We start from the raw sequence: 20,791 nt of genomic DNA, 5'->3' as shown, positions 1-20,791 counted from the left end.
TCTTTTCTCGCGTAGTTCCTGCGGCGCGCTTTCTTTACCGTTGAGGTAATGATGTCTTGCTCAGGAGAAAGCCAATGGCCCAGGTTATTAAATTCCGTTGTGATTTGCCAAATGGCGTCCACGCCCGTCCGGCTAGTCTGGTAGAAACGCTATGCAATACCTTTTTGTCTTCTGTTGACTGGTGGAATACGCGCAGCGACCTGCGCGGCAATGCGAAAAGCGCGCTGGCTATTATTGCCACCAACACAATACAGGGCGACGAGTGCCAGTTAATTATCCGCGGTGAGGATGAGCAGCGGGCGCTTGCTGCCCTGTCGGCATTTATTCAGGATGAATTTCCGCACTGCGATACGCCGTTGCCGGCGGCGGAAAGTCCAGAGGTACAGCCGGTTCCGGAATCGCTGTCGCGGCTGAATCCCATCCTGTTGCACGGGCGGCCAGTGTGTGCCGGGAGCGCCGGGGGCACGCTCACCCGGCTGAAATCTTTCGATCTGCGCGACCCGGGCCCGCTGCCCGCTGCCGGGAATGTTGAGCACGAGCAGGCGCTGCTGGATCAAGGTTTGCTGCTGCTGGTTAAAAATATCGAGCTGCGGCTGCTGGATAACGACGGAACCGCCGGCGCCATTCTGGAGGCGCATCGTTCGCTGGCGACGGATGCTTCTCTACGCCAGCATCTGCTTGGCGGGCTGCTGACCGGCCTGAGCTGCGCCCAGGCGATCGTCGCCAGCGGCGAGCACTTCTGCGCTCAGTTCCACGACTCCGGCAACCGCTATTTACAGGAGCGGGTGCTGGACATCCGCGATGTCTGCTTCCAGCTTCTGCAGCATATCTACGGCGAGTCCCGCTTCCCGGCTCCGGGTAAGCTGACCGTCCCGGCGATTTGTCTTGCCGATGAGTTAACGCCCAGCCAGTTTCTTGAGCTGGATAAAACGCTGCTGAAAGGCCTGCTGCTGAGCGGCGGCGGGACCACTTCGCATACCGTGATTCTGGCGCGTTCGTTTAATATTCCGACTCTGGTCGGCGTGGAGATGGCGGCGCTGCAGCCGTGGGTGGGGCAACCGGTATATATCGACGGCAATGCCGGGCTGGTGGCGGTTAACCCGGATGAGGCGGTGACGCGCTACTACCAGCAGGAGGCCTGGGCCGCGGCGCAGTTACGTCGTCAGCAGCAGGCGTGGTTTGATAAAGACGGGGTCACAAAAGATGGCCTGCGTCTGGAGGTGGCGGCCAATATTGCCCACTCCGTTGAAGCCGCCGCGGCGTTTGGCAACGGCGCGCAGGCGGTGGGCCTGTTCCGTACCGAAATGCTGTATATGGACCGGCCCGGCGCGCCGTCTGAAGATGAACTGTATAATATTTTTTGCCAGGCGCTGGAACCGGCGAAGGGCCGCAGCATTATTATTCGCACCATGGATATCGGAGGCGATAAGCCGGTGGCCTATCTCAATATCCCGGCGGAAAACAACCCCTTCCTCGGCTATCGCGCGGTGCGAATTTACGAAGAGTACCAGACGCTGTTCCGCACGCAGCTCAGGGCGATTCTGCGCGCCTCGGCGCACGGCTCGTTGAAAATTATGATTCCGATGATCTCCTCGATGGAGGAGATTCTGTGGGTGAAAGAAAGGCTGGCCGAAGCCAGGCAATCCCTGCGCGATGAACATATTCCGTTCGATGAGAAGATCCCGTTTGGCATCATGCTGGAAGTGCCGTCGGTGATGTTTATCATCGACCAGTGCTGTGAAGAGATCGATTTTTTCAGTATTGGCAGCAATGACCTGACGCAGTATCTGCTGGCGGTGGATCGTGATAACAGCAAAGTCACGCGCCACTACAACAGCCTCAACCCGGCTTTTTTGCGCGCGCTGGACTACGCCGTGCAGGCGGTACATCGGCAGGGGAAATGGATTGGTCTGTGCGGTGAACTGGGGGCGAAAGGCTCGGTGCTGCCGCTGCTGGTGGGACTTGGGCTGGATGAACTGAGCATGAGCGCGCCGGCGATTCCGGCGACGAAAGCGCGTCTGGCCCGGCTGGATAGTCGGGCCTGTCGCCAGCTGCTGAACCAGGCTATGCAGTGTCGCACCTCGCTGGAGGTGGAACATTTATTAGCTCAGTTCCGCATGGCCCAGCAGGACGCGCCGCTGATTACCACGCAGTGCATTACCTTAAACAGCGACTGGCGCAGTAAAGAAGAGGTGCTGAAAGGCATGACCGACAATCTGCTGCTGGCGGGGCGTTGCCGCTACCCGCGTAAGCTGGAGGCCGATCTCTGGGCGCGCGAAGCGGTATTTTCCACCGGGCTGGGCTTCAGCTTTGCCATTCCGCACAGCAAGTCGGAACATATTGAGCAGTCCACCATCAGCGTGGCTCGCCTGGCCCGGCCGGTGGCGTGGGGAGAGGACGAAGCGCAATTTGTGATTATGCTGACGCTGAACAAACATGCCGCCGGGGATCAGCATATGCGCATCTTCTCTCGTCTGGCGCGGCGCATTATGCACGAGGCGTTTCGTCACGCGCTGGTCACCGCCGACAGCAGCGAGGCCATCGCCGGGTTATTGCAGCGCGAGCTGGAGCTGTAGTTTCTCCGGCGGAACGGTGCCGCCGGAGAGGCAGGTTAGCGCAAAATCGCCTGGCAGATGGCTTCGCTGACCTGCCGGGTCGAGGCATCCCCCTTCATATCCGGCGTTTTCGGCCCGCTGGCGATAACCTGCTCAATAGCCTGTAAAATACCGTCATGGGCGGCCTGATAACGCGCATCGCCGGCGCCGAGGAAATCCAGCATCATGGCGCCCGCCCAGATAGTCGCTATCGGGTTGGCGATGTTCTGACCGTAAATATCCGGCGCTGAGCCGTGGACCGGCTCGAACAGAGACGGGAAGGTACGCTCCGGATTCAGGTTCGCCGACGGGGCGATGCCAATGGTACCGGTACAGGCCGGGCCAAGATCGGAGAGGATATCGCCGAACAGATTTGAGCCGACGACCACGTCGAAGCGTTCCGGCTGGAGGACGAAGCGGGCGCACAGAATATCGATATGCTGTTTGTCCCAGCGGATCTCAGGATACTCCCGGGCCATGGCTTCTACGCGCTCATCCCAGTAAGGCATGCTGATGGCCAGCCCGTTGGATTTGGTGGCGGAGGTCAGGGTTTTACGCGGGCGGCTTTGCGCCAGTTCAAACGCGTAGCGCAGGATCCGGTCTACGCCGCGGCGGGTGAAGACCGACTCCTGAATCACCATCTCATACTCGGTCCCGGGATTCACGCGTCCGCCGAGCGAGGAGTATTCCCCTTCGGTATTCTCCCGCACCACGTAGAAATCAATATCGCCGGCTTTTTTACCCGCCAGCGGGCAGGGAACGCCGGGGAACAGGCGCACCGGACGCAGGTTGACGTACTGATCGAACTCGCGGCGAAACTTGAGCAGCGAGCCCCACAGTGAGACGTGATCCGCTACGGTGTCGGGCCAGCCGACGGCGCCAAAATAGAGAGCATCAAAGGTTTTGAGCTGCTCATGCCAGTCGTCGGGCATCATTTTACCGTGGCGGACATAATAGTCGCAGCTGGCCCATTCAATCTGTTCAAAGCTTAATGACAAATCCCAGCGTTCAGCCGCGGCTTGTAAGACGCGAATACCTTCAGGCAGCACTTCTTTACCTATCCCGTCTCCTGGGATGGCGGCAATACGACAGCTTTTCTTCATACCGGTTCTCACTTATCAGCGATGAAAATTGACTTCCTTTCTATCCTATAATTGACTGGTTCATAATTAATCACGCTAACTGGTGAAACATAAAACACAGTTCATGAATAATCTGCCGCTGCTAAATGATTTACGCGTGTTTATGCTGGTAGCCCGCCGCGCCGGTTTTGCCTCTGCCGCCGAAGAGCTCGGCGTTTCGCCCGCCTTTGTCAGCAAGCGCATTTCTTTGCTTGAGCAGACGCTGAATGTGCTGCTGCTGCACCGCACTACCCGTCGGGTCACGATAACCGAAGAGGGCGAGCGCATCTACGAATGGGCGCAGCGCATTTTGCAGGACGTCGACCAAATGATGGATGAGCTGTCCGATGTGCGTCAGGTGCCGCAGGGTACGCTGCGGATTATCAGCAGCTTTGGTTTTGGCCGCCGGGTGGTGGCGCCGGCGCTGTCGGCGCTGTCGCGTCAGTATCCGCAGCTGGAGCTGCGGTTTGATGTTGAAGACCGGCTGGTCGACCTGGTGAATGAAGGCGTCGATCTCGATATTCGCGTGGGTGATGATATTGCCCCCAATCTGATTGCCCGCAAACTGGCGACCAACCAGCGGATTCTCTGCGCTTCACCGGCGTTTCTGGCCCGCTATCCGCAGCCCAGGCAGCTCAGCGATCTGGCGACCTTGCCCTGTCTGGTGATTAAAGAGCGCGATCGACCGTTTGGCGTCTGGCAGCTCCACGGTAAAGAGGGGGAGCAGGCGATTAAGGTGACCGGCCCGCTCGCCTCTAACCACGGGGAGATCGTGCATCAGTGGTGTCTTGACGGGCAGGGGATCTCGCTACGCTCGTGGTGGGATGTCAGTGACAATATCGCCAGCGGTCACCTGGTGCATCTGCTGCCGGAATACTCTCAGCCGGCTAACATCTGGGCGGTGTATGTGTCGCGGCTGGCGACTTCGGCGAAAATTCGGGCCACGGTGGAGTTTTTACGCCACTACTTTCAGCAGCACTATCCGCAGCAATGCGTTGTGAGCCGCGAAACCTGATGCGCAAGATGAGAACACCACCGGCGTTGGCTGCCGGTGGTGCGGACGGCGTTAACGCCGCCGGGCGTTGGCTCAAACAACGGCGCGCCGGGCGCCGGATCAACGCACCCGGCGGCTGTTGTTCCAGGCGGCGTAGCGGCTCACACGCCGAGGCGGTCGCGCAAGCTGTAGTACGCCGCGCCCATTGCGGTAAACGGAATGCGTAAGCTGCGCCCGCCCGGGAACGGGTAGTGGGGCAGGTTCGCAAAGGCGTCGAAGCGCTCGGCATCCCCGCGCAGCAGCTCGGAGATCAGCCGCCCGGCGAGATGGGTACAGGTGACGCCGTGGCCGCTGTAACCCTGCATATAGTAGATGTTGTTGTCCAGGCGTCCGAACTGCGGCATCCTCGAAAGCGTCAGCAGGAAGTTGCCGGTCCAGCGATAATCGATTTTCACCCCTTTCAGCTGCGGGAAAGTCTTCAGCAGTTTCGGCATGATCAGCCGTTCAACGTCGTCCGGATCGCGGGCGCCGTAGACGACGCCGCCGCCGTACAACAGGCGGTTATCGCCGGTCAGACGGTAGTAGTCCAGCAGGTAGTTGCAGTCTTCCACGCAGTAATTTTTCGGGATCAGCGAACGGGCGACGTCGTCGGACAGCGGCTCGGTGGTGACGACCTGGGTACCGCACGGCATACTGCGTTTGGCCAGCTCCGGCTCCACTTTGTCGCCAAGGTAGGCGTTTCCGGCGACGATCACGTAGCGTGCGGTCACCTGGCCTTTGGCGGTGCTCACCACCGCCGGGCTGGTGTGCTGGATGCGGATGACCGGCGATTGTTCATAAATCCGACCGCCGTTCAGACGAATGGCATCCGCTTCGCCGATGGCCAGATTCAGGGGATGAATATGACCACTGCTATGATCGAGCAGGGCGCCGGTATAACGATCGCTGTTGACCTCACGGCGGATGGCATTGGCATCCAGCAGCTCCAGCTGGTTGTTACCGTAGCGCTGCCAGTTGGCTTTCTGCTCTTCCAGAGTTTCCAGCTGTTTGTGGTTCATCGCCACAAACAGGCCGCCGGGGCGATAGTCGCACTGAATCTGATAGCGCTGGATACGTTCGCGGATGATCTCGCCACCTTCAAACATCATGCTGCCGAGCATTCTTGCCGCGTCCGGTCCGTAGGTTTTTTCAATGACGTCAATATCGCGGCTATAGGAGTTAACCAACTGGCCGCCGTTGCGTCCGCTGGCGCCAAAGCCAATTCGGGCGCTTTCCAGCAGCACCACGTCGTAGCCCATTTCGGCAAGATGTAGGGCGGAAGAGAGGCCGGTGTAGCCGCCGCCGACGACGCAGACGTCGCAGCTGATGGATTCGCTCAGCGTCGGAAACGGTGCGTATTTGTTGGCGCTGGCGGCGTAATAACTGGTGGTATGTTCGGTCATGATTAAGACTCCAGAGTCATCCAGATCGTTTTCAGTTCGGTGAATTTTTCCAGCGCGTGCAGAGACTTATCGCGTCCGTTGCCGCTTTGTTTATAGCCGCCAAACGGGACGGTCATATCACCATCGTTATAGTTGTTCACAAAAACGGAGCCCGCTTTCAGGCGGCGGCTCATGCGGTGGGCGCGGGAAAGATCGCGGGTCCAGACCGCTGCGCCCAGGCCGTAATGGCTGTCGTTGGCAAGCCGCAGTGCCTCTGCTTCTGAGGTGAAGCGGGTGACCACCAGTACCGGGCCGAAAATCTCTTCCCGACTCAGGGGAGAGGCCGGATCGACATCAACGAAAATGGTCGGGCCGACGGCGGCCGGCCACGGATTTTTCCGGCCATCGAGCAGTAAGGTGCTGTGACTTTCTCCCACGCGGATAAAACTGTGGACGCTGTCGGCATGGGTGTTATCAATCAACATGCCCATGGTGGTGTTGGGGTCGAGCGGGTTGCCCGGCTGCCAGAGGCGAGCCTGCTCCTGCAGACGGCTGAGGAACTCATCGGCAATGCTCTCTTCAACCAGCAGGCGGGTACCGGCGATGCACACCTGGCCCTGGTTGTAAAAGATGCCGCCGGCGGTGGCGTTGACCGCTTTTTGCAGATCCGGGCAGTCGGCAAAGACGATATTGGCGCTTTTCCCCCCCGCTTCCAGCCAGACGCGCTTCATGTTGCTGTCGCCGGCATCTTTTAACAGCTGTTTGCCGGTGCGGGTAGAGCCGGTAAAGGTGATGACCTCAACGTCCGGGTGCAGCGACAGGGCCTGGCCCGCCTCGTGGCCAAACCCGCTGATCACGTTCAGCACGCCGTCCGGCAGCCCGGCTTCTTTCGCCAGGCCAGCAAGGCGCAGGGCGGTGAGCGGTGATTTTTCAGACGGTTTAAGCACGATGCTATTGCCGGTGGCCAGCGCCGGGCCGAGTTTCCAGCAGGCCAGCAGCAGCGGGAAATTCCACGGGACCACGGCGGCAATCACGCCTACCGGCTCACGGACGATCATCGCCAGTTCATTGACGCCGGTAGGGGCGACTTCGCCATACACTTTGTCGATGGCTTCCGCATACCAGCGGATCGCCCGCGCCGCGCCGGGGATATCGTCGCGCAGGCTGTGGCGGATCGGCTTTCCGGTATCGAGCGTCTCCAGCAGCGCCAGCTCTTCACGGTGGCTTTCCATCAGGTCCGCCAGCTTATTGAGCACCGCTTTACGCTGCGCGGGTGAGGTCTGCGACCAGTCGCCGCGTTCAAAAACGCGGCGCGCGGCCTGAACAGCGAGGTCGACGTCGGCCTTTTTACCGCGGGCGACATGCGCCAGAGTTTGCTGGGCGGCAGGGTCGATGGTTTCAAACGTGGTATTATCGACAGCAGAGCAGTATTCGCCATTAATAAATAACCGCGTTTCAATCTCCATGCTTTTCGCTTTATCCTGCCACCAGGCCAGATGTTTGAAATCCATATAAGACTCCTTAATCACATAATCGAATAGTGGGCATTTCAGACAGCACAGGGCGCAGGGCGTCCCCGGAGTCAGATACCGTCTTTCGCGCGTTTTATTTGCGCGTATTATTGAGGCCAGCAGGAAATAAGATTCCGCACTACGCTGCGTATTATTTGCGTGTTCTTCGCTCCGCCGGAAACAGGGCATCCGACGGAGCAGGCCAGAAGAAAGCCTGAAACCTGCTCAGGCTAAAAAATCAGAATGTGGTGGGAGTATGGGCACTGATAATTCGGCAAATGCCGGCCGAAGTATTGCTGAAACTGTGCGGTATGCCGGTATTTATGGCATAGCTTTGCCCAGCCACCAGATGATACGACTGACCATTTATGACCAGTACGACTTCACCTTCCAGTATGGTGCCAATTTCCTCACCTTGATGTTTGATCCTCTCCCCGGTTGTGGTTCCAGGCTGGTAAGTTTCAAAAATCATCGCCAGCGTACGGTTCGGATTTCCGTTATGCACCAGCTTCATCGAAACCCCCTGACTGCCGATTTCGATAAGGTCATCCTGATTAATAACCACCTGCGGTTCATCAGGTTTTTCTGGTTCAGAAAAGAATTCCGAGAGCGACAGCCCATAAACTTTCAGCAGCTTTTGCAGCGTACTGATGGCAGGACTGACTTTGTCCTGTTCTATGGTACTGATGGCACTATGTGTTAACCCAGACAGTTCGGCGGCACGACGTTGTGAGAGACCCAGCTGTTGGCGGATCTCTGACAGACGTTTTCCTGGCGCCAGTCCGTCATCGCTCATATTTGCATTTCCTTAACTGTAATGGTCAGAGTCGCGGCTTTTCAGCCATGCGCTTCTGACAGGCGGTGATAAAACCTTCAAACAACAAACGCGACAGGGCGTATTCACTACTGTTCCATTCCGGATGCCACTGTACCCCCAGCGCGAAGGGGTGGTCATTAACGCTGACCGCTTCTGCCAGCCCATCGGAAGAACGGGCTTCGACGCGCAGACGCGAGCTTAATGTCTTTGCTCCCTGCCCATGTAGCGAGTTTACCCAAAACGTGTTGCAGCCCGGTATTAACTGAGAAAGTAATCCTCCTTGCTGAACCTGTACTTCGTGAGACGGCGCATATTGCTGCTCAACCGGCAGTTCCGGATCTTCGCGATGTTCGAGGAGCTCCGGCTGCTCGAAAAGACGACGATACAGAGTCCCACCGGTGGCGACAACCAGTTCCTGTAACCCACGGCAGATGGCGAAAATGGGGATGCGCCTTTCGAGCGCGGCGTTAATCAGTGCCATGCTCAGAAGATCACGCCCGGGATCGGCGTCAGGCTCATCGCCGTTTTCACCATAAAGGTGCGGCTGCACATTGCTGGGGCTGCCCGGCAGGTAAATTCCGTCCAGTTGAGGTAACAACGCGGCAAGCAGTTCCGGTTCAGCCAGCGCATGCGGCAGGGCAATCGGTAATCCACCGGCGTTAATTATTGCATTCAGGTATTTTTCTTGCAGGGTCTGGGTCTGGTGACCCTTCAGCCTGTTTCTGCACATCACGACACCAATAACTGGCTTGTACATTATATTTTCCATGATCGCCCTCACAAAGTGGACTAAATTATGACCATTTAGCGCTTGAAATGGTCATATCGTTCAATATTTTCTCAATCTAGCAGTGAGAATTGCCGTTTGCAAACTTAATTTAACATTTGACAAACATTTTGTTTGCATACACATTCGAAGAGTGGACATTATATTTAACGGCAAGAAAGCCCGGCTCCGAAACCAACACAACGGCGGTGAATGATGGAAACCAATATTGTAGAAGTTGAGAATTTTGTTCAGCAGTCAGAAGAGAGACGGGGCAGCGCATTCACCTGGGAAGTGAAGCGCTACCTTGAGCAGTATCCGAATACGCAGTATGTCGATGTGCTGCTGACCGATCTGAACGGCTGTTTCCGCGGGAAGCGCATCCCGGTCTCCAGCCTGAGCAAACTGGAAAAAGGGTGCTACTTCCCGGCCTCCGTTTTTGCCATGGATATTCTGGGAAATGTGGTAGAAGAGGCCGGTCTCGGCCAGGAGATGGGGGAACCGGACTGCACCTGCGTACCGGTACCGGGTACCTTAACGCCTTCTGCTGCCGACCCGGCATTTATCGCGCAGCTGCAGCTGACCATGGTTGATGAAGATGGCGCTCCCTTTGACGTTGAGCCGCGGAACGTTCTCAATCGACTCTGGCAGCAGCTGCGCCAGCGTGGGTTGTTCCCCGTGGTAGCGGTAGAGCTGGAGTTCTATTTACTCGATCGTAAACGCGATGCTGAAGGCTATCTCCAGCCGCCTTGCGCGCCGGGTACCGGCGATCGCAACACCCAAAGCCAGGTCTATTCCGTGGATAACCTCAACCACTTCGCCGACGTGCTCAACGATATTGATGAGCTGGCCCAGCTGCAGCTGATTCCGGCCGATGGCGCGGTGGCAGAAGCGTCGCCGGGTCAGTTCGAAATCAACCTTCATCATACCGATAACGTGCTGGATGCCTGCGATGATGCGCTGGCGTTAAAACGCCTCGTGCGTTTGATGGCCGAGAAGCATAAGATGCATGCCACTTTTATGGCCAAGCCTTATGAAGAGCATGCCGGTAGCGGGATGCATATCCATATCAGCATGCAAAACAACAAGGGTGAAAACGTCCTCGCGGATGCCAATGGCGAAGATTCTGCGCTGTTGAAACGCGCGCTCGCCGGGATGATTGACCTGATGCCGGCGTCGATGGCGCTGCTGGCGCCAAACGTCAACTCATACCGCCGCTTCCAGCCAGGTATGTATGTGCCGACGCAGGCCTCCTGGGGGCATAACAACCGGACGGTGGCGCTGCGGATCCCCTGCGGCGACCGCCAGAATCACCGCGTGGAGTATCGCGTGGCGGGGGCCGACGCCAACCCGTATCTGGTGATGGCGGCAATTTTTGCCGGCATTTTGCACGGTCTGGACAATACGCTGCCGTTGCAGGAAGAGGTGGAAGGCAACGGCCTGGAGCAGGAAGGGCTGCCGTTCCCGATCCGTCAAAGCGATGCGCTGTGGGAGTTTATGCAAAACGATAGCCTGCGCGAGCGCCTGGGTGAACGTTTCTGCCACGTTTACCACGCCTGTAAACATGACGAATTACTGCAATTTGAGCGTCTTATCACAGAAACAGAAATTGAGTGGATGTTGAAAAACGCCTGATTGTCGCCCCGCAAGGGGCCTGTAGATTTGATCGACAAGTAGCATCATACGGCCTGAGCGGAGCCTGGTCGGACGTTTTTGCTGGGAGTCCAGCCATTTCCCGGATGTCGCGTAAAGGAGCGCAGGCGATAACGGGGCTTCAGTTAACGACACAGTGTGTGACGAGGTAAGAGATGACGCCGATGTTCAAATATCCGCAGGGAGAAGGGGGCCATGAAGGCCGCAATAACACAGAATTAACCGCCGTAAGTCGATACGTTTTAACCGATTATTTATGCCTTACCCCCTTGCTAAGCAGGTTTGTTACCCGGTCATTGCGCCTACAAACCCACGTTTACATGGGGGGGGATGACTATGGCTGCTAACGCTTCTCTCGACATCTCATCCGAGGCGGGAAAACCTCGTCTGCGCAAGTCGCTCAAGCTCTGGCAGGTGGTGGTTATGGGGCTGGCCTATCTCACGCCGATGTCGGTATTTGATACGTTTGGTATTGTGTCGGGTATCAGCAATGGCCACGTGCCGGCCTCCTATATTCTGGCGTTGGCTGGGGTGCTGTTCACCGCTATTAGCTATGGCAAGCTGGTCCGTCAGTTCCCCGAAGCGGGGTCGGCGTATACCTATGCGCAGAAGTCGATCAGTCCGCACGTGGGCTTTATGGTGGGCTGGTCGTCGCTGCTGGATTATCTTTTCTTACCGATGATCAACGTGCTGCTGGCGAAGATTTATCTGTCGGCGCTGTTCCCGGAGGTGCCGCCGTGGATCTGGGTGGTAGGTTTTGTCGCGATTCTGACCGCGGCGAATCTTAAAAGCGTCAATCTGGTGGCCAACTTCAATACGCTGTTTGTGCTGGTGCAGATTGCGATCATGGTGGTCTTTATCTTCCTGGTGGTGCAGGGATTACATAAGGGAGAAGGGGTCGGGACCGTCTGGTCGCTGCAACCGTTCATCAGCCAGAATGCCCATCTGATTCCGATTATCACCGGGGCGACGATTGTCTGTTTCTCGTTCCTCGGTTTTGATGCGGTCACCACGCTATCGGAAGAGACGCCGGATGCCGCGCGCACCATTCCGAAAGCCATTTTCCTGACGGCGGTCTATGGCGGGATTATCTTTATCGTCGCCTCCTTCTTTATGCAGCTCTTTTTCCCCGATATCAGCCGCTTTAAGGATCCGGATGCGGCGCTGCCGGAAATTGCGCTGTACGTTGGCGGAAAACTGTTCCAGTCGATTTTCCTCTGCACCACCTTCGTCAACACGCTGGCCTCGGGTCTGGCCTCACACGCCAGCGTCTCCCGCCTGCTGTACGTCATGGGGCGCGATAACGTCTTTCCGGAGCGTATTTTTGGCTATGTGCATCCGAAATGGCGGACTCCGGCCCTCAACGTGCTGATGGTGGGCGTGGTGGCGATGTCGGCGCTGTTCTTTGATCTGGTGACCGCGACGGCGCTGATTAACTTTGGCGCGCTGGTGGCGTTTACCTTCGTCAACCTGTCGGTGTTCAACCACTTCTGGCGGCGTAAAGGCTATAACAAAACGTGGAAGGATCGTGTGCACTACCTGATTCTACCGCTGATTGGCGCGGCGACGGTGGCGGTGCTGTGGGTTAACCTGGAGGCAACATCATTGACCCTCGGTCTGGTGTGGGCGGCGGTAGGGCTGCTGTATCTGACCTGGTTGACCCGTCGCTTCCGTCAGCCTCCGCCGCAGTTCGATGGCCGCAAAGCGGAGCAGGCCTGGGAGTCGTAACCGTTCAGACTGAACAGGAAGTAAAGAATAAAAGCAGGCATAACGCCTGCTTTTATTCTTCTATGATGCATCGTGGCGCAACGTGGTATATCGAGAGGGGCTATTTTTTCTTCTTATGGGTCGGGAGCTGGCTGGCGCGGCGTTCTTTGACGTATGACACCAGACTGTAAATCGCCACTCCCAGCAAAATGACCGCGACAACAATGAGAATAATACCGGACATAAGCGATCCTGGGCTTGAGTTGAAAACCATGAACTCTATTAAGTTACGTGTAAGATAGCATCAGGATGTGTCCGAAATATGACTCGTTTTTCGGTTAAAATCGAAAAAAATCAGGATGATAAAATCATACTGACCGGTCTGAAGCGCCGTTTCGTCGGTCGGGTAACACTCCGTTAAGTGATTTTACAGACGTACAGCCCGCGGGCTGATACCCTGCATTTGAGTAAGAATTATCTGAGAGTAATGCATGCGTAATCAACATATCGTCGGCCTGGTTGGGCTGACTCTTATCCTGACTTCATTTGCCGGCGCAGCGGAGTCAGATCGCCAACAAACCCGCGAACGCATCATGGATCAGGTGCTAAAACCCTGTGAAGGCAAAAAAGCGGGAGACAAAGTAGTGATGGTCGATCGCCGCGGCGGCGAACATCAGGCGATCTGCACGCTGGCGGCGGTACCGCTACCGGAGTAACCCCCGCCGCCGCCGGGTCAGAGATTTCCCGTGCCGCCATCCACCCGCAGTTCGCTGCCGAGGACGTAGCTGGACTCATCCGATGCCAGATACAGAGCGGCGTTGGCCAGTTCCTGCGGCGTGCCCATCCGTCCCAGCGGCACCAGGTTTTTGATCTCCTCCTGCAGGTCGCTCAAGGCCTGGGCGCTGAGGCCCAGCTTATCCAGCGCCGGGGTGCGCACCGGTCCCGGACTCAGGCCATTCACCCGGATCCCGCGCGGCAGCAGCTCCGCCGACAGGGTGCGCGCCAGCGACAGCAGCCCGGCTTTACTGGCGGCATAGGCGCTGCTGGTGGGCAGGCCGATGTGGGCGCTGACCGATCCGCAAAGAATGACCGACGCCGGGTTGGCGAGCAGCGGCAGCAGCGCCTGCAGCAAGAAGAACGGCCCTTTCAGGTTGATATTCATCAATCGATCCCACTCCGCTTCGCGCCAGTCGCCGAAGGGGGCGTGGGTGACATCACCGGCGTTGACGAACACCACATCCAGCTGCGGCCAGCGGTCGGCGAGGGTTGCGGCCAGCTGGCGCTGCCCGGCGGCGTCGCCGGAATCGGCGGCGATGACCCAGCCATTGTCACCCAATAGCGCCTGCGCCTGCTCAAGGGCGAGCGGATTACGCCCGGTCACCGCCACCTGCGCCCCTTCGGCGATAAACGTCTGCGCCGTCGCGAGACCAATCCCGCTGGTGCCGCCGGTGATCAGCGCATATTTTCCTGCTAAACGTCCCATTATCTTCTCCTGACTGTGCTCTGGAAAAGGGACTATAAAAGCTTTAGTATCCAAAGGATACCAGGTACCAATTGGATACTAATGAGGCGAAAGGTGTGCTATGGCGAAGAGAGCGGCGCGCGTCGGGGAAAATAATTTTGTGCAGCATGCGTGCCCGATGACCGATTTTGTGAATCTGATTGCCGGGAAGTGGGCGATCCCGATTCTCTACCGGCTGATTGTCCTTAATGCGCCGGTGCGCTTCGGCGAGCTGCTGCGCGCGGCGGCGCCGATTACGCAAAAAGAGCTGACCCGCCAGCTGCGGCTGTTCGAGCAGCGCGGGCTGGTGTCGCGCTGCGTCTATCCCGAAATCCCCCCCCGCGTTGAATATCAGATAACTGCCCTGGGGCTGTCGATGCGCAGTGCGCTTCAGCCGCTGGCGGAGTGGATGAGTCAGCACGGCCACCTGCTCAAACGTTAAGCCCGGCGATAGCGCGGCGCCGGTTGGCCGGTGCGTGCACTGCCGAACAGCGCGAGTCTCGCCTGGTCGAAATGGGTCCACAGCGCCAGATCGTGAACCGGCGGCAGGGTGATATTCTCGCCCTGATCGAGGCCGCTCAGCGCCGCGTCCACCAGATCTTCCGTCGTCATCACCGATCCTGCCGGCAGGGCGTCAAGAGCGACGCCGGAGGTGGGCCACAGATCCGTCGCGGTTGCCGCCGGAAGCACCGCCTGAATACGCACACCGCTGTCGGCAAACTCTTCCTGAAGCGCGCGGGTAAAGCTCAGCACCCACGCTTTGCTGGCGCTGTAGACGGCGCTGCCCGGTAGCGCATGCAGCGCAAGGATTGAGGCGATATTGATCAGCGTCCCCTGACCTCGGGGGCTGAAGGCAGCCAACGCAGCATAGCTCAGGCGCAGCAGAGCGGTGGTATTCAGGGTATGAATCATCTGATGCTCGCGCACATCCGCGCTCAGCAATCCTCCCATTTTCGCCGTGCCGGCGTTGTTAATCACCAGCGCAATCGTCGGATCCGACTGCAGGCGCGCTTCAACGGCGCGGATACCGCTTTCTTCGCTCAGGTCTGCCTTTAGCACGTCGGCCCGAATACCATACTGGCGTTGCAGCTCCTCGGCGAGGGCCTGCAAACGTTCTTCACGGCGTGCGACCAGAATCAGGTGATAGCCGCGCGCGGCGAGACGTTCGGCATACAGGGCGCCGATGCCGGAAGATGCGCCGGTAATTAACGCGGTTTGGGAAGGGGTCGTCATGGCGTTACCTCAAGTAATATAGTTGCATTATTAAACCAAATTCAGCATGAGTTAAATGGTTTAATAATGCAACCAATATGTAAGGATTATTTTATTATGAGAAATGATTAAAACAGAATAATAATTAAAATCAGTCTGTTACAGGTAGTCTGGTGGTGATGTCATCGGGTCGGAGCGTCCGGCCATCGGCGGCCTGCAGCACCAGTTTGCGCAGCGGCTGGCGCGTGAGATTATCAATCAATACGGTGGCGGGTTCGTCGGGCGTCAACAGATACTCGTCGGCCCATTGCGCCAGCGCCACCAGCACAGTTTGCAGCCCACGCCCCTTTTCGGTAAGCACGTACTCCTGCCATGCGCTACCGTCTGAAGCGGGCTGCATCGTGAGAATACCTTCATCCACCAGCATTTTTAGCCGCCCGGCGAGCATGTTCTTAGCAATGCCAAGGTGCTTTTGAAATTCGCTGAAGCGCCGGGTCCCCCCCAGGGCATCGCGGACAATGAGTAGCGACCACCAGTCGCCAATGACGTCAAGTGAGCGGGCAATAGGGCAACTGCTGTTTTCCAGACGGGTACGTTTCACGAGAGCTCCTGTGGCTTCAGTTGTTTTATTATAAAACTATTTCCCCGGGCTGAGAAAAGTTTCTCCCGTTGCGTCAGTTTGCGAGCCGTCGTGCGGAAAAATGTCATCAATTTGTCACAATGTAAGCGATGATAATCACTGACTGAGGATTAAGGGATGCAAAAGAGTCTACTCGCCAGCGTCGTGGCCGGCGCCGTATTGTTATCGACGGCTGCCCAGGCTGAGGAACAGACGACACCGCAGGGCTATCAGCTACAGCAGGTGTTGATCATGAGTCGCCACAACCTGCGCGCGCCGCTGGCCAACAACGGCAGCGTGCTGGAGCAGTCAACGCCGAAATCATGGCCGGAGTGGGATGTGCCCGGCGGTCAGCTGACCACGAAGGGCGGAGTGCTTGAGGTCTATATGGGGCACTATATGCGTGAATGGCTGGCGCAGCAGGGGCTGGTCACCCGCGGTGAGTGTCCGCCGGAGAATACCGTTTACGCTTACGCCAACAGTCTGCAACGTACCGTGGCGACCGCGCAGTTCTTTATAACCGGCGCCTTCCCCGGCTGTGGAGTCACGGTTCATCACCAGCCGCAAATGGGCACCATGGACCCGACGTTTAACCCGGTGATTACCGACGATTCTGCCGCCTTTAGCGAAAAAGCCGTACAGGCGATGGAAAAAGAGCGGCAGACAATGCAGCTGGCCGACAGCTACAAGCTACTCGAAGTGATGACGGACTATCAAAATTCACCCTCCTGTAAAGAGAAGCAGCAGTGCTCGCTGAGCGACGGCAAAGATACCTTCAGCGCAAAATATCAGCAGGAACCGGGTGTTTCCGGGCCGTTAAAGGTGGGTAATTCGCTGGTTGATGCCTTCACGCTGCAGTATTACGAAGGGTATCCGCTGGATCAGGTGGCGTGGGGTGAGATAAAAACCGACAAACAGTGGCAGGTGTTATCGAAGCTGAAAAACGGCTATCAGGATAGCCTGTTCACCTCGGCGGAAGTGGCGCGCAACGTGGCTAAACCGCTGGTGAAATATATCGATAAAGCGCTGGTCAGCGATCCCGCTCAGGCGGCGAAAGTGACGCTGCTGGTGGGGCACGATTCCAATATTGCCTCACTGCTGACGGCATTAGACTTCAGACCTTATCAGCTGCATGACCAGTATGAACGCACCCCGATCGGCGGGAAGATCGTTTTCCAGCGCTGGCATGATAGCGGCGCTAACCGCGAGCTGATGAAAATCGAGTATGTGTATCAAAGCACGGCGCAGCTGCGCAATACCGAAACCTTAACCCTGCAATCCCCGCCGCAGCGCGTGACCCTGGCGCTGAACGGCTGCCCGGTAGATGCCAACGGCTTCTGTCCGATGGAGACCTTTAAGCAGGTGATGAACGACGCGGCGAAATAGAAAAAACGGACCGGCCATGGCTGGTCGGTCCGGGTTTTGTTTTGTTGGCCCGATCGTGCGCCGGGCGCTTCGGGTTATACGTTTTTGCGCTCGATGGTTTGCTCACCCCAGAAAAGGGCGTCTTTATCCGTTTTCGCGAAGGCCAAAGAGAGCACTTCATCGCTGCCTTCTTCCCAGATTTTTTCTGCTAACTTCTCATCGTATTTGGCTAATTCAAAAATCGCTTCGGCGATCTCTAAAGAGGTATTTCGTAAACTTGCCCATTCACCCACGTGGTGGGCTTTCGCTTCTTGAGTTGGCATGCAAATCCTCCTGCTGAAGGTTAGCCGTGTAGTTTAACTGCCAGTCCTGCGACATGTTCACCCTGATAGCGGGCGATCGCCAGCTCTTCCTGACTTGGCTGACGGGAACCATCGCCGCCGGCGATAGTGGTTGCGCCATACGGTGTGCCGCCGCGCACCGCCGACACATCAAAAAGCTCCTGGGCACCGTAGCCGATAGGGACAATCACCATCCCATGGTGGGCAAGCGTTGTCCAGGTAGAGGTAATGGTCTGCTCTTGTCCGCCGCCGGTACCGGTAGAGCTAAAGACGCTGGCCAGTTTGCCGTACAGTGCGCCCGATGCCCACAGGCCGCCGGTCTGATCGAGGAAGGTGCGCATTTGCCCGGACATATTGCCGAAGCGGGTGGGGGTACCAAAGATGATAGCATCATACTCTGCCAGTTCCTGCGGCGTGGCGACGGGCGCATTTTGCGTTTTCCCGCCTGCTTTGGCGAACGCCTCAGCTTGCATAGTTTCCGGCACGCGCTTCACGACCACCTCAACGCCGTCTACTTTGTTCGCCCCTTCGGCGACGGCATGAGCCATGGTTTCGATGTGTCCATACATTGAATAATAAAGCACCAGAATTTTAGCCATTTGCATCACTCCTCGGTTGCGTTTGAGACCAGCCAAACGACTGGCTACCTTTAAAGATAAGGCCTCTGGCTAAGAGTGCAAATCTAACAATCATTTATTTGATTTATAACAAAATTGCAAAGAACGCGTTTGTCGCAAAAAGAAACATCTTTATCCGCCCGCTTTTCATCAGCCATAAGAGACGCTTAGCGCGGCGCGGACGGCGGTAAATCCGTTGCGGGCGTCAAATTATTACAGAATGTTACTTTTTACCTGGCGAATGAGTTTCATTCACTACGCTTAACAGCACGCAATACGAAAAATGGCCATGCCATATGCCGCTGAGTCGCGGCCTCGTATTGTACGCAATGCAAGATGATGTCTAACCAAGTGGAGGTCAGTGATGGCAAACCATCGTGGCGGTTCCGGCAATTTTGCTGAGGATCGTGAAAGAGCATCAGAAGCAGGTCGTAAGGGTGGCCAGCATAGCGGGGGGAACTTCAAAAACGATCCCCAGCGCGCCTCGGAAGCAGGCAAAAAAGGGGGGAAAAACAGTCACGGCAATCGTCATAGCTGATCGGCGCGGCTGACTGTGTTCGATGTGGCTATCCTCTCCTCGGCGCCAGCCACATTCTCCTCGCCGCCGGCATTCGCCGGCGGTTTTTATTGCCCATCGCGAGAGCCTGCTGGCAGCGCATAGAGGGTGGGGCGACACCCTCTTCGCCGCCCGTAAGCGCTGCGATTTAAACGGGGGTGACGCCGGGCTGTTCTGCTTCACGTGCGCGGCGGTTAAGCAGCGCGTGAAGTAAAATGGCGCCGAAGGTGGCCGTTCCGATCCCGCCAAGGGTAAACCCGCCCAGCGACAGGGCAAAATCGCCGGCACCGAGCACCAGCGTGACCGCCACCATGATCAGATTGCTGTTCTGACTCAGATCAACCCGATTCTGCACCCAGATACGGGCGCCGGCGACCGCAATCAAGCCAAACACCACGATCGACGCGCCGCCGATAACCGGCCCGGGAATGGTGTGGATTAACGCGCCAAACTTCGGTGAAAAGCCGAGTAAAATGGCAATCAGCGCGGCGGCTACGAACACCAGGGTGGAATAGACTTTGGTCACCGCCATCACGCCGATATTTTCGGCATAGGTGGTCACGCCGCTGCCGCCAACCGCGCCGGAGAGCATCGTCGCCAGCCCGTCACCGACGAACGCCCGTCCCATATAAGGATCCATATTGCGTCCGGTCATTCCGGCGACCGCTTTCAGATGCCCCAGGTTTTCCGCCACCAGAATCACCGCCACCGGGGCTATCAGCATCATTGCCTGGCCGTCAAAGGTCGGGGCGGTAAAGTGCGGCAGCCCGAACCACGCCGCCTGGTGGAGTAAGGTAAAGTCGAGCGGTTTACCCAGCCCGAAGATATTCGCCAGCAGCGCGTACAGCCCGCAGGCGACGATCAGGCCAACGAGAATCAGCAGCCGCTGGATCATCCCGCGGGTAAAAACCGCCACCAGTCCAATACAGAGTACGGTCAGCACCGCCATCCAGCCATCGAAGGCGGAGGCGGAGACGCTGTGCACGGCGATAGGGGCGAGATTGAGCCCAATGGCCATTACCACCGCGCCGGTCACTACCGGCGGCATCAGTCGTTCAATCCAGCGGGTACCGATTTTCATCACCACGACGCCAATCAGGGTGTAGACCAGGCCGCAGGCGATAATCCCCCCGAGGGCAACGCTAAGGTGCGGATTGAGTCCCTGCCCATTAAAGCCGGTGACGGCGATAACCACGCCGATGAAGGCGGCGCTGGAGCCCAGATAGCTTGGCACCCGGCCGCCGGTCACGAGGAAAAACAGTAGCGTGCCGATACCGGACAATAAAATCGCCAGGTTGGGATCCAGCCCCATCAGGATGGGCATCAGCACCGTGGCGCCAAACATGGCGACCGCGTGCTGGACGCCCATGACCATCGTTTGTCCGACGGAGAGGCGTTCATCGGGGGCCACCACGCCGGACGCGGCGGAAGGGGAGGTCAACTGCCAGCGAGGAAAATCGAAAAGTGCCATGATGATATCCCGGGTTCAAGGTTAACAGGCTGGGCGCATAAGCGTGTGATAGCCGCGGTCGAACCACATCAGCCCGCGCGGCTGCGGATGCTTAACGATGGCGGCGACCTCGCAGAACAGAATGTCGTGGCTGCCGACGCTGACGACCTGGCTGATGCGGCAGTCGAAGCTCGCCAGGGCATCGTTCAGGCGCGGGCAGCCGGTGACGCCGGGCTGCCATTCGGCGGCGGCGAAGCGCTCCGCCATCGGCGTTTTACCGCCAAACAGATTGGATAACGGCTCCTGTCCCGCCGCCAGCGTGTTGACGCACAGCGTCTGATGCTGGCTAAAGGTCGGCCAGACCGAGGCGGAGCGGTTCAGGCAAACCAGCAGCGTCGGCGGCTCGTCGGTCACGCTGCACACCGCGCTGGCGGTAAATCCGGCCCGGCCCGCCGGGCCGTCGGTGGTAATAATGTTCACCGCGGCGCCGACCTGGGCCATGGCGTCGCGAAAGCTTTGTTTATCCGCTATAAGCATGGAGGCTCC

General features: G+C 57.7%; 21 protein-coding genes. 8 read left to right on the top strand and 13 right to left on the bottom strand.

What is annotated here, in order from left to right:
- Positions 1-74 precede the first annotated feature (74 nt).
- Complete coding sequence (gene ptsP, locus Q1L34_RS17190; RefSeq protein ID WP_064359822.1) at positions 75-2,576, top strand: phosphoenolpyruvate--protein phosphotransferase; 2,502 nt, start codon at positions 75-77, stop codon at positions 2,574-2,576.
- Positions 2,577-2,611: 35 nt separating this feature from the next.
- Here ptsP and Q1L34_RS17185 read toward each other — a convergent pair whose 3' ends face one another.
- Positions 2,612-3,697, bottom strand: a complete 1,086-nt coding sequence (locus Q1L34_RS17185; RefSeq protein WP_004860370.1) for a tartrate dehydrogenase — start codon at positions 3,695-3,697, stop codon at positions 2,612-2,614.
- 82 nt (positions 3,698-3,779) lie between these two features.
- Between Q1L34_RS17185 and Q1L34_RS17180 the strand changes: the two genes are divergently transcribed.
- Positions 3,780-4,730: a LysR substrate-binding domain-containing protein gene (locus Q1L34_RS17180; protein ID WP_160873471.1), complete on the top strand. Its 951-nt coding sequence runs from the start codon at positions 3,780-3,782 to the stop codon at positions 4,728-4,730.
- A 140-nt stretch (positions 4,731-4,870) separates the two neighbouring features.
- On the opposite strand, the gene Q1L34_RS17175 is transcribed toward Q1L34_RS17180, so the two are convergent.
- The 4 genes from Q1L34_RS17175 to puuD all read right to left on the bottom strand — a co-directional run bounded on the left by Q1L34_RS17175 (position 4,871) and on the right by puuD (position 9,215).
- Positions 4,871-6,151: an NAD(P)/FAD-dependent oxidoreductase gene (locus Q1L34_RS17175; protein ID WP_327204211.1), complete on the bottom strand. Its 1,281-nt coding sequence runs from the start codon at positions 6,149-6,151 to the stop codon at positions 4,871-4,873.
- A gap of 2 nt (positions 6,152-6,153) precedes the next feature.
- Complete coding sequence (gene puuC, locus Q1L34_RS17170; protein WP_015584678.1) at positions 6,154-7,641, bottom strand: aldehyde dehydrogenase PuuC; 1,488 nt, start codon at positions 7,639-7,641, stop codon at positions 6,154-6,156.
- 238 nt (positions 7,642-7,879) lie between these two features.
- Positions 7,880-8,437, bottom strand: coding sequence for an HTH-type transcriptional regulator PuuR (puuR, locus tag Q1L34_RS17165; protein ID WP_004860381.1), 558 nt, complete (start codon positions 8,435-8,437; stop codon positions 7,880-7,882).
- Positions 8,438-8,462: 25 nt separating this feature from the next.
- Entirely contained in the window at positions 8,463-9,215 is a 753-nt protein-coding gene (gene puuD, locus Q1L34_RS17160; protein WP_195874263.1) for a gamma-glutamyl-gamma-aminobutyrate hydrolase, read from the bottom strand.
- A 225-nt stretch (positions 9,216-9,440) separates the two neighbouring features.
- Here puuD and Q1L34_RS17155 point away from each other — a divergent pair, with 225 nt between their 5' ends.
- Both Q1L34_RS17155 and Q1L34_RS17150 read left to right on the top strand, forming a co-directional pair.
- Positions 9,441-10,859, top strand: a complete 1,419-nt coding sequence (locus tag Q1L34_RS17155; RefSeq protein ID WP_004860385.1) for a glutamine synthetase family protein — start codon at positions 9,441-9,443, stop codon at positions 10,857-10,859.
- Between the two features lie 354 nt (positions 10,860-11,213).
- Entirely contained in the window at positions 11,214-12,605 is a 1,392-nt protein-coding gene (locus Q1L34_RS17150) for an APC family permease (RefSeq protein WP_004860389.1), read from the top strand.
- A gap of 100 nt (positions 12,606-12,705) precedes the next feature.
- On the opposite strand, the gene Q1L34_RS17145 is transcribed toward Q1L34_RS17150, so the two are convergent.
- A complete protein-coding gene (locus Q1L34_RS17145) occupies positions 12,706-12,828 on the bottom strand; it encodes a small membrane protein (protein WP_004860391.1) in 123 nt (40 codons plus the stop codon).
- 247 nt (positions 12,829-13,075) lie between these two features.
- On the opposite strand from Q1L34_RS17145, the gene Q1L34_RS17140 reads away from it, so the two are divergent.
- Entirely contained in the window at positions 13,076-13,300 is a 225-nt protein-coding gene (locus Q1L34_RS17140; RefSeq protein WP_004860396.1) for a hypothetical protein, read from the top strand.
- A 17-nt stretch (positions 13,301-13,317) separates the two neighbouring features.
- On the opposite strand, the gene Q1L34_RS17135 is transcribed toward Q1L34_RS17140, so the two are convergent.
- A complete protein-coding gene (locus Q1L34_RS17135) occupies positions 13,318-14,067 on the bottom strand; it encodes an SDR family oxidoreductase (protein WP_004860398.1) in 750 nt (249 codons plus the stop codon).
- 100 nt (positions 14,068-14,167) lie between these two features.
- Here Q1L34_RS17135 and Q1L34_RS17130 point away from each other — a divergent pair, with 100 nt between their 5' ends.
- A complete protein-coding gene (locus tag Q1L34_RS17130) occupies positions 14,168-14,527 on the top strand; it encodes a winged helix-turn-helix transcriptional regulator (RefSeq protein WP_004860400.1) in 360 nt (119 codons plus the stop codon).
- On the opposite strand, the gene Q1L34_RS17125 is transcribed toward Q1L34_RS17130, so the two are convergent.
- Positions 14,524-15,318 carry an SDR family NAD(P)-dependent oxidoreductase gene (locus tag Q1L34_RS17125; RefSeq protein WP_048023077.1) on the bottom strand — a complete coding sequence of 265 codons (795 nt, stop codon included), beginning with the start codon at positions 15,316-15,318 and terminating at the stop codon, positions 14,524-14,526. The genes Q1L34_RS17130 and Q1L34_RS17125 overlap by 4 nt on opposite strands.
- Positions 15,319-15,448: 130 nt before the next feature.
- Positions 15,449-15,898 carry a winged helix-turn-helix transcriptional regulator gene (locus tag Q1L34_RS17120; protein ID WP_004860404.1) on the bottom strand — a complete coding sequence of 150 codons (450 nt, stop codon included), beginning with the start codon at positions 15,896-15,898 and terminating at the stop codon, positions 15,449-15,451.
- Between the two features lie 156 nt (positions 15,899-16,054).
- On the opposite strand from Q1L34_RS17120, the gene agp reads away from it, so the two are divergent.
- Positions 16,055-17,302, top strand: coding sequence for a bifunctional glucose-1-phosphatase/inositol phosphatase (gene agp / locus Q1L34_RS17115; RefSeq protein ID WP_071359287.1), 1,248 nt, complete (start codon positions 16,055-16,057; stop codon positions 17,300-17,302).
- 74 nt (positions 17,303-17,376) lie between these two features.
- Here agp and Q1L34_RS17110 read toward each other — a convergent pair whose 3' ends face one another.
- Together Q1L34_RS17110 and wrbA are read right to left on the bottom strand one after the other, a co-directional pair.
- On the bottom strand, positions 17,377-17,604 hold the full coding sequence (locus Q1L34_RS17110) for a YccJ family protein (protein WP_004860407.1): 228 nt from the start codon (positions 17,602-17,604) through the stop codon (positions 17,377-17,379).
- Positions 17,605-17,624: 20 nt separating this feature from the next.
- Entirely contained in the window at positions 17,625-18,221 is a 597-nt protein-coding gene (gene wrbA / locus Q1L34_RS17105; RefSeq protein ID WP_004860410.1) for an NAD(P)H:quinone oxidoreductase, read from the bottom strand.
- Between the two features lie 382 nt (positions 18,222-18,603).
- Between wrbA and Q1L34_RS17100 the strand changes: the two genes are divergently transcribed.
- Entirely contained in the window at positions 18,604-18,777 is a 174-nt protein-coding gene (locus Q1L34_RS17100; protein ID WP_004860412.1) for a con-10 family general stress protein, read from the top strand.
- Between the two features lie 166 nt (positions 18,778-18,943).
- Here the strand turns inward: Q1L34_RS17100 and rutG are convergent, their stop codons facing one another.
- On the bottom strand, positions 18,944-20,266 hold the full coding sequence (gene rutG / locus Q1L34_RS17095; protein ID WP_004860414.1) for a pyrimidine utilization transport protein G: 1,323 nt from the start codon (positions 20,264-20,266) through the stop codon (positions 18,944-18,946).
- Between the two features lie 21 nt (positions 20,267-20,287).
- Complete coding sequence (rutF, locus tag Q1L34_RS17090; protein ID WP_095096222.1) at positions 20,288-20,782, bottom strand: NADH-dependent FMN reductase RutF; 495 nt, start codon at positions 20,780-20,782, stop codon at positions 20,288-20,290.
- Positions 20,783-20,791: the final 9 nt, after the last annotated feature.

This window comes from Klebsiella ornithinolytica (assembly GCF_030505655.1).
Lineage (GTDB): Bacteria > Pseudomonadota > Gammaproteobacteria > Enterobacterales > Enterobacteriaceae > Klebsiella > Klebsiella ornithinolytica.
Note: the sequence above shows the minus strand (reverse complement) of the source record. Positions and strands in the feature narration are given on the sequence as shown.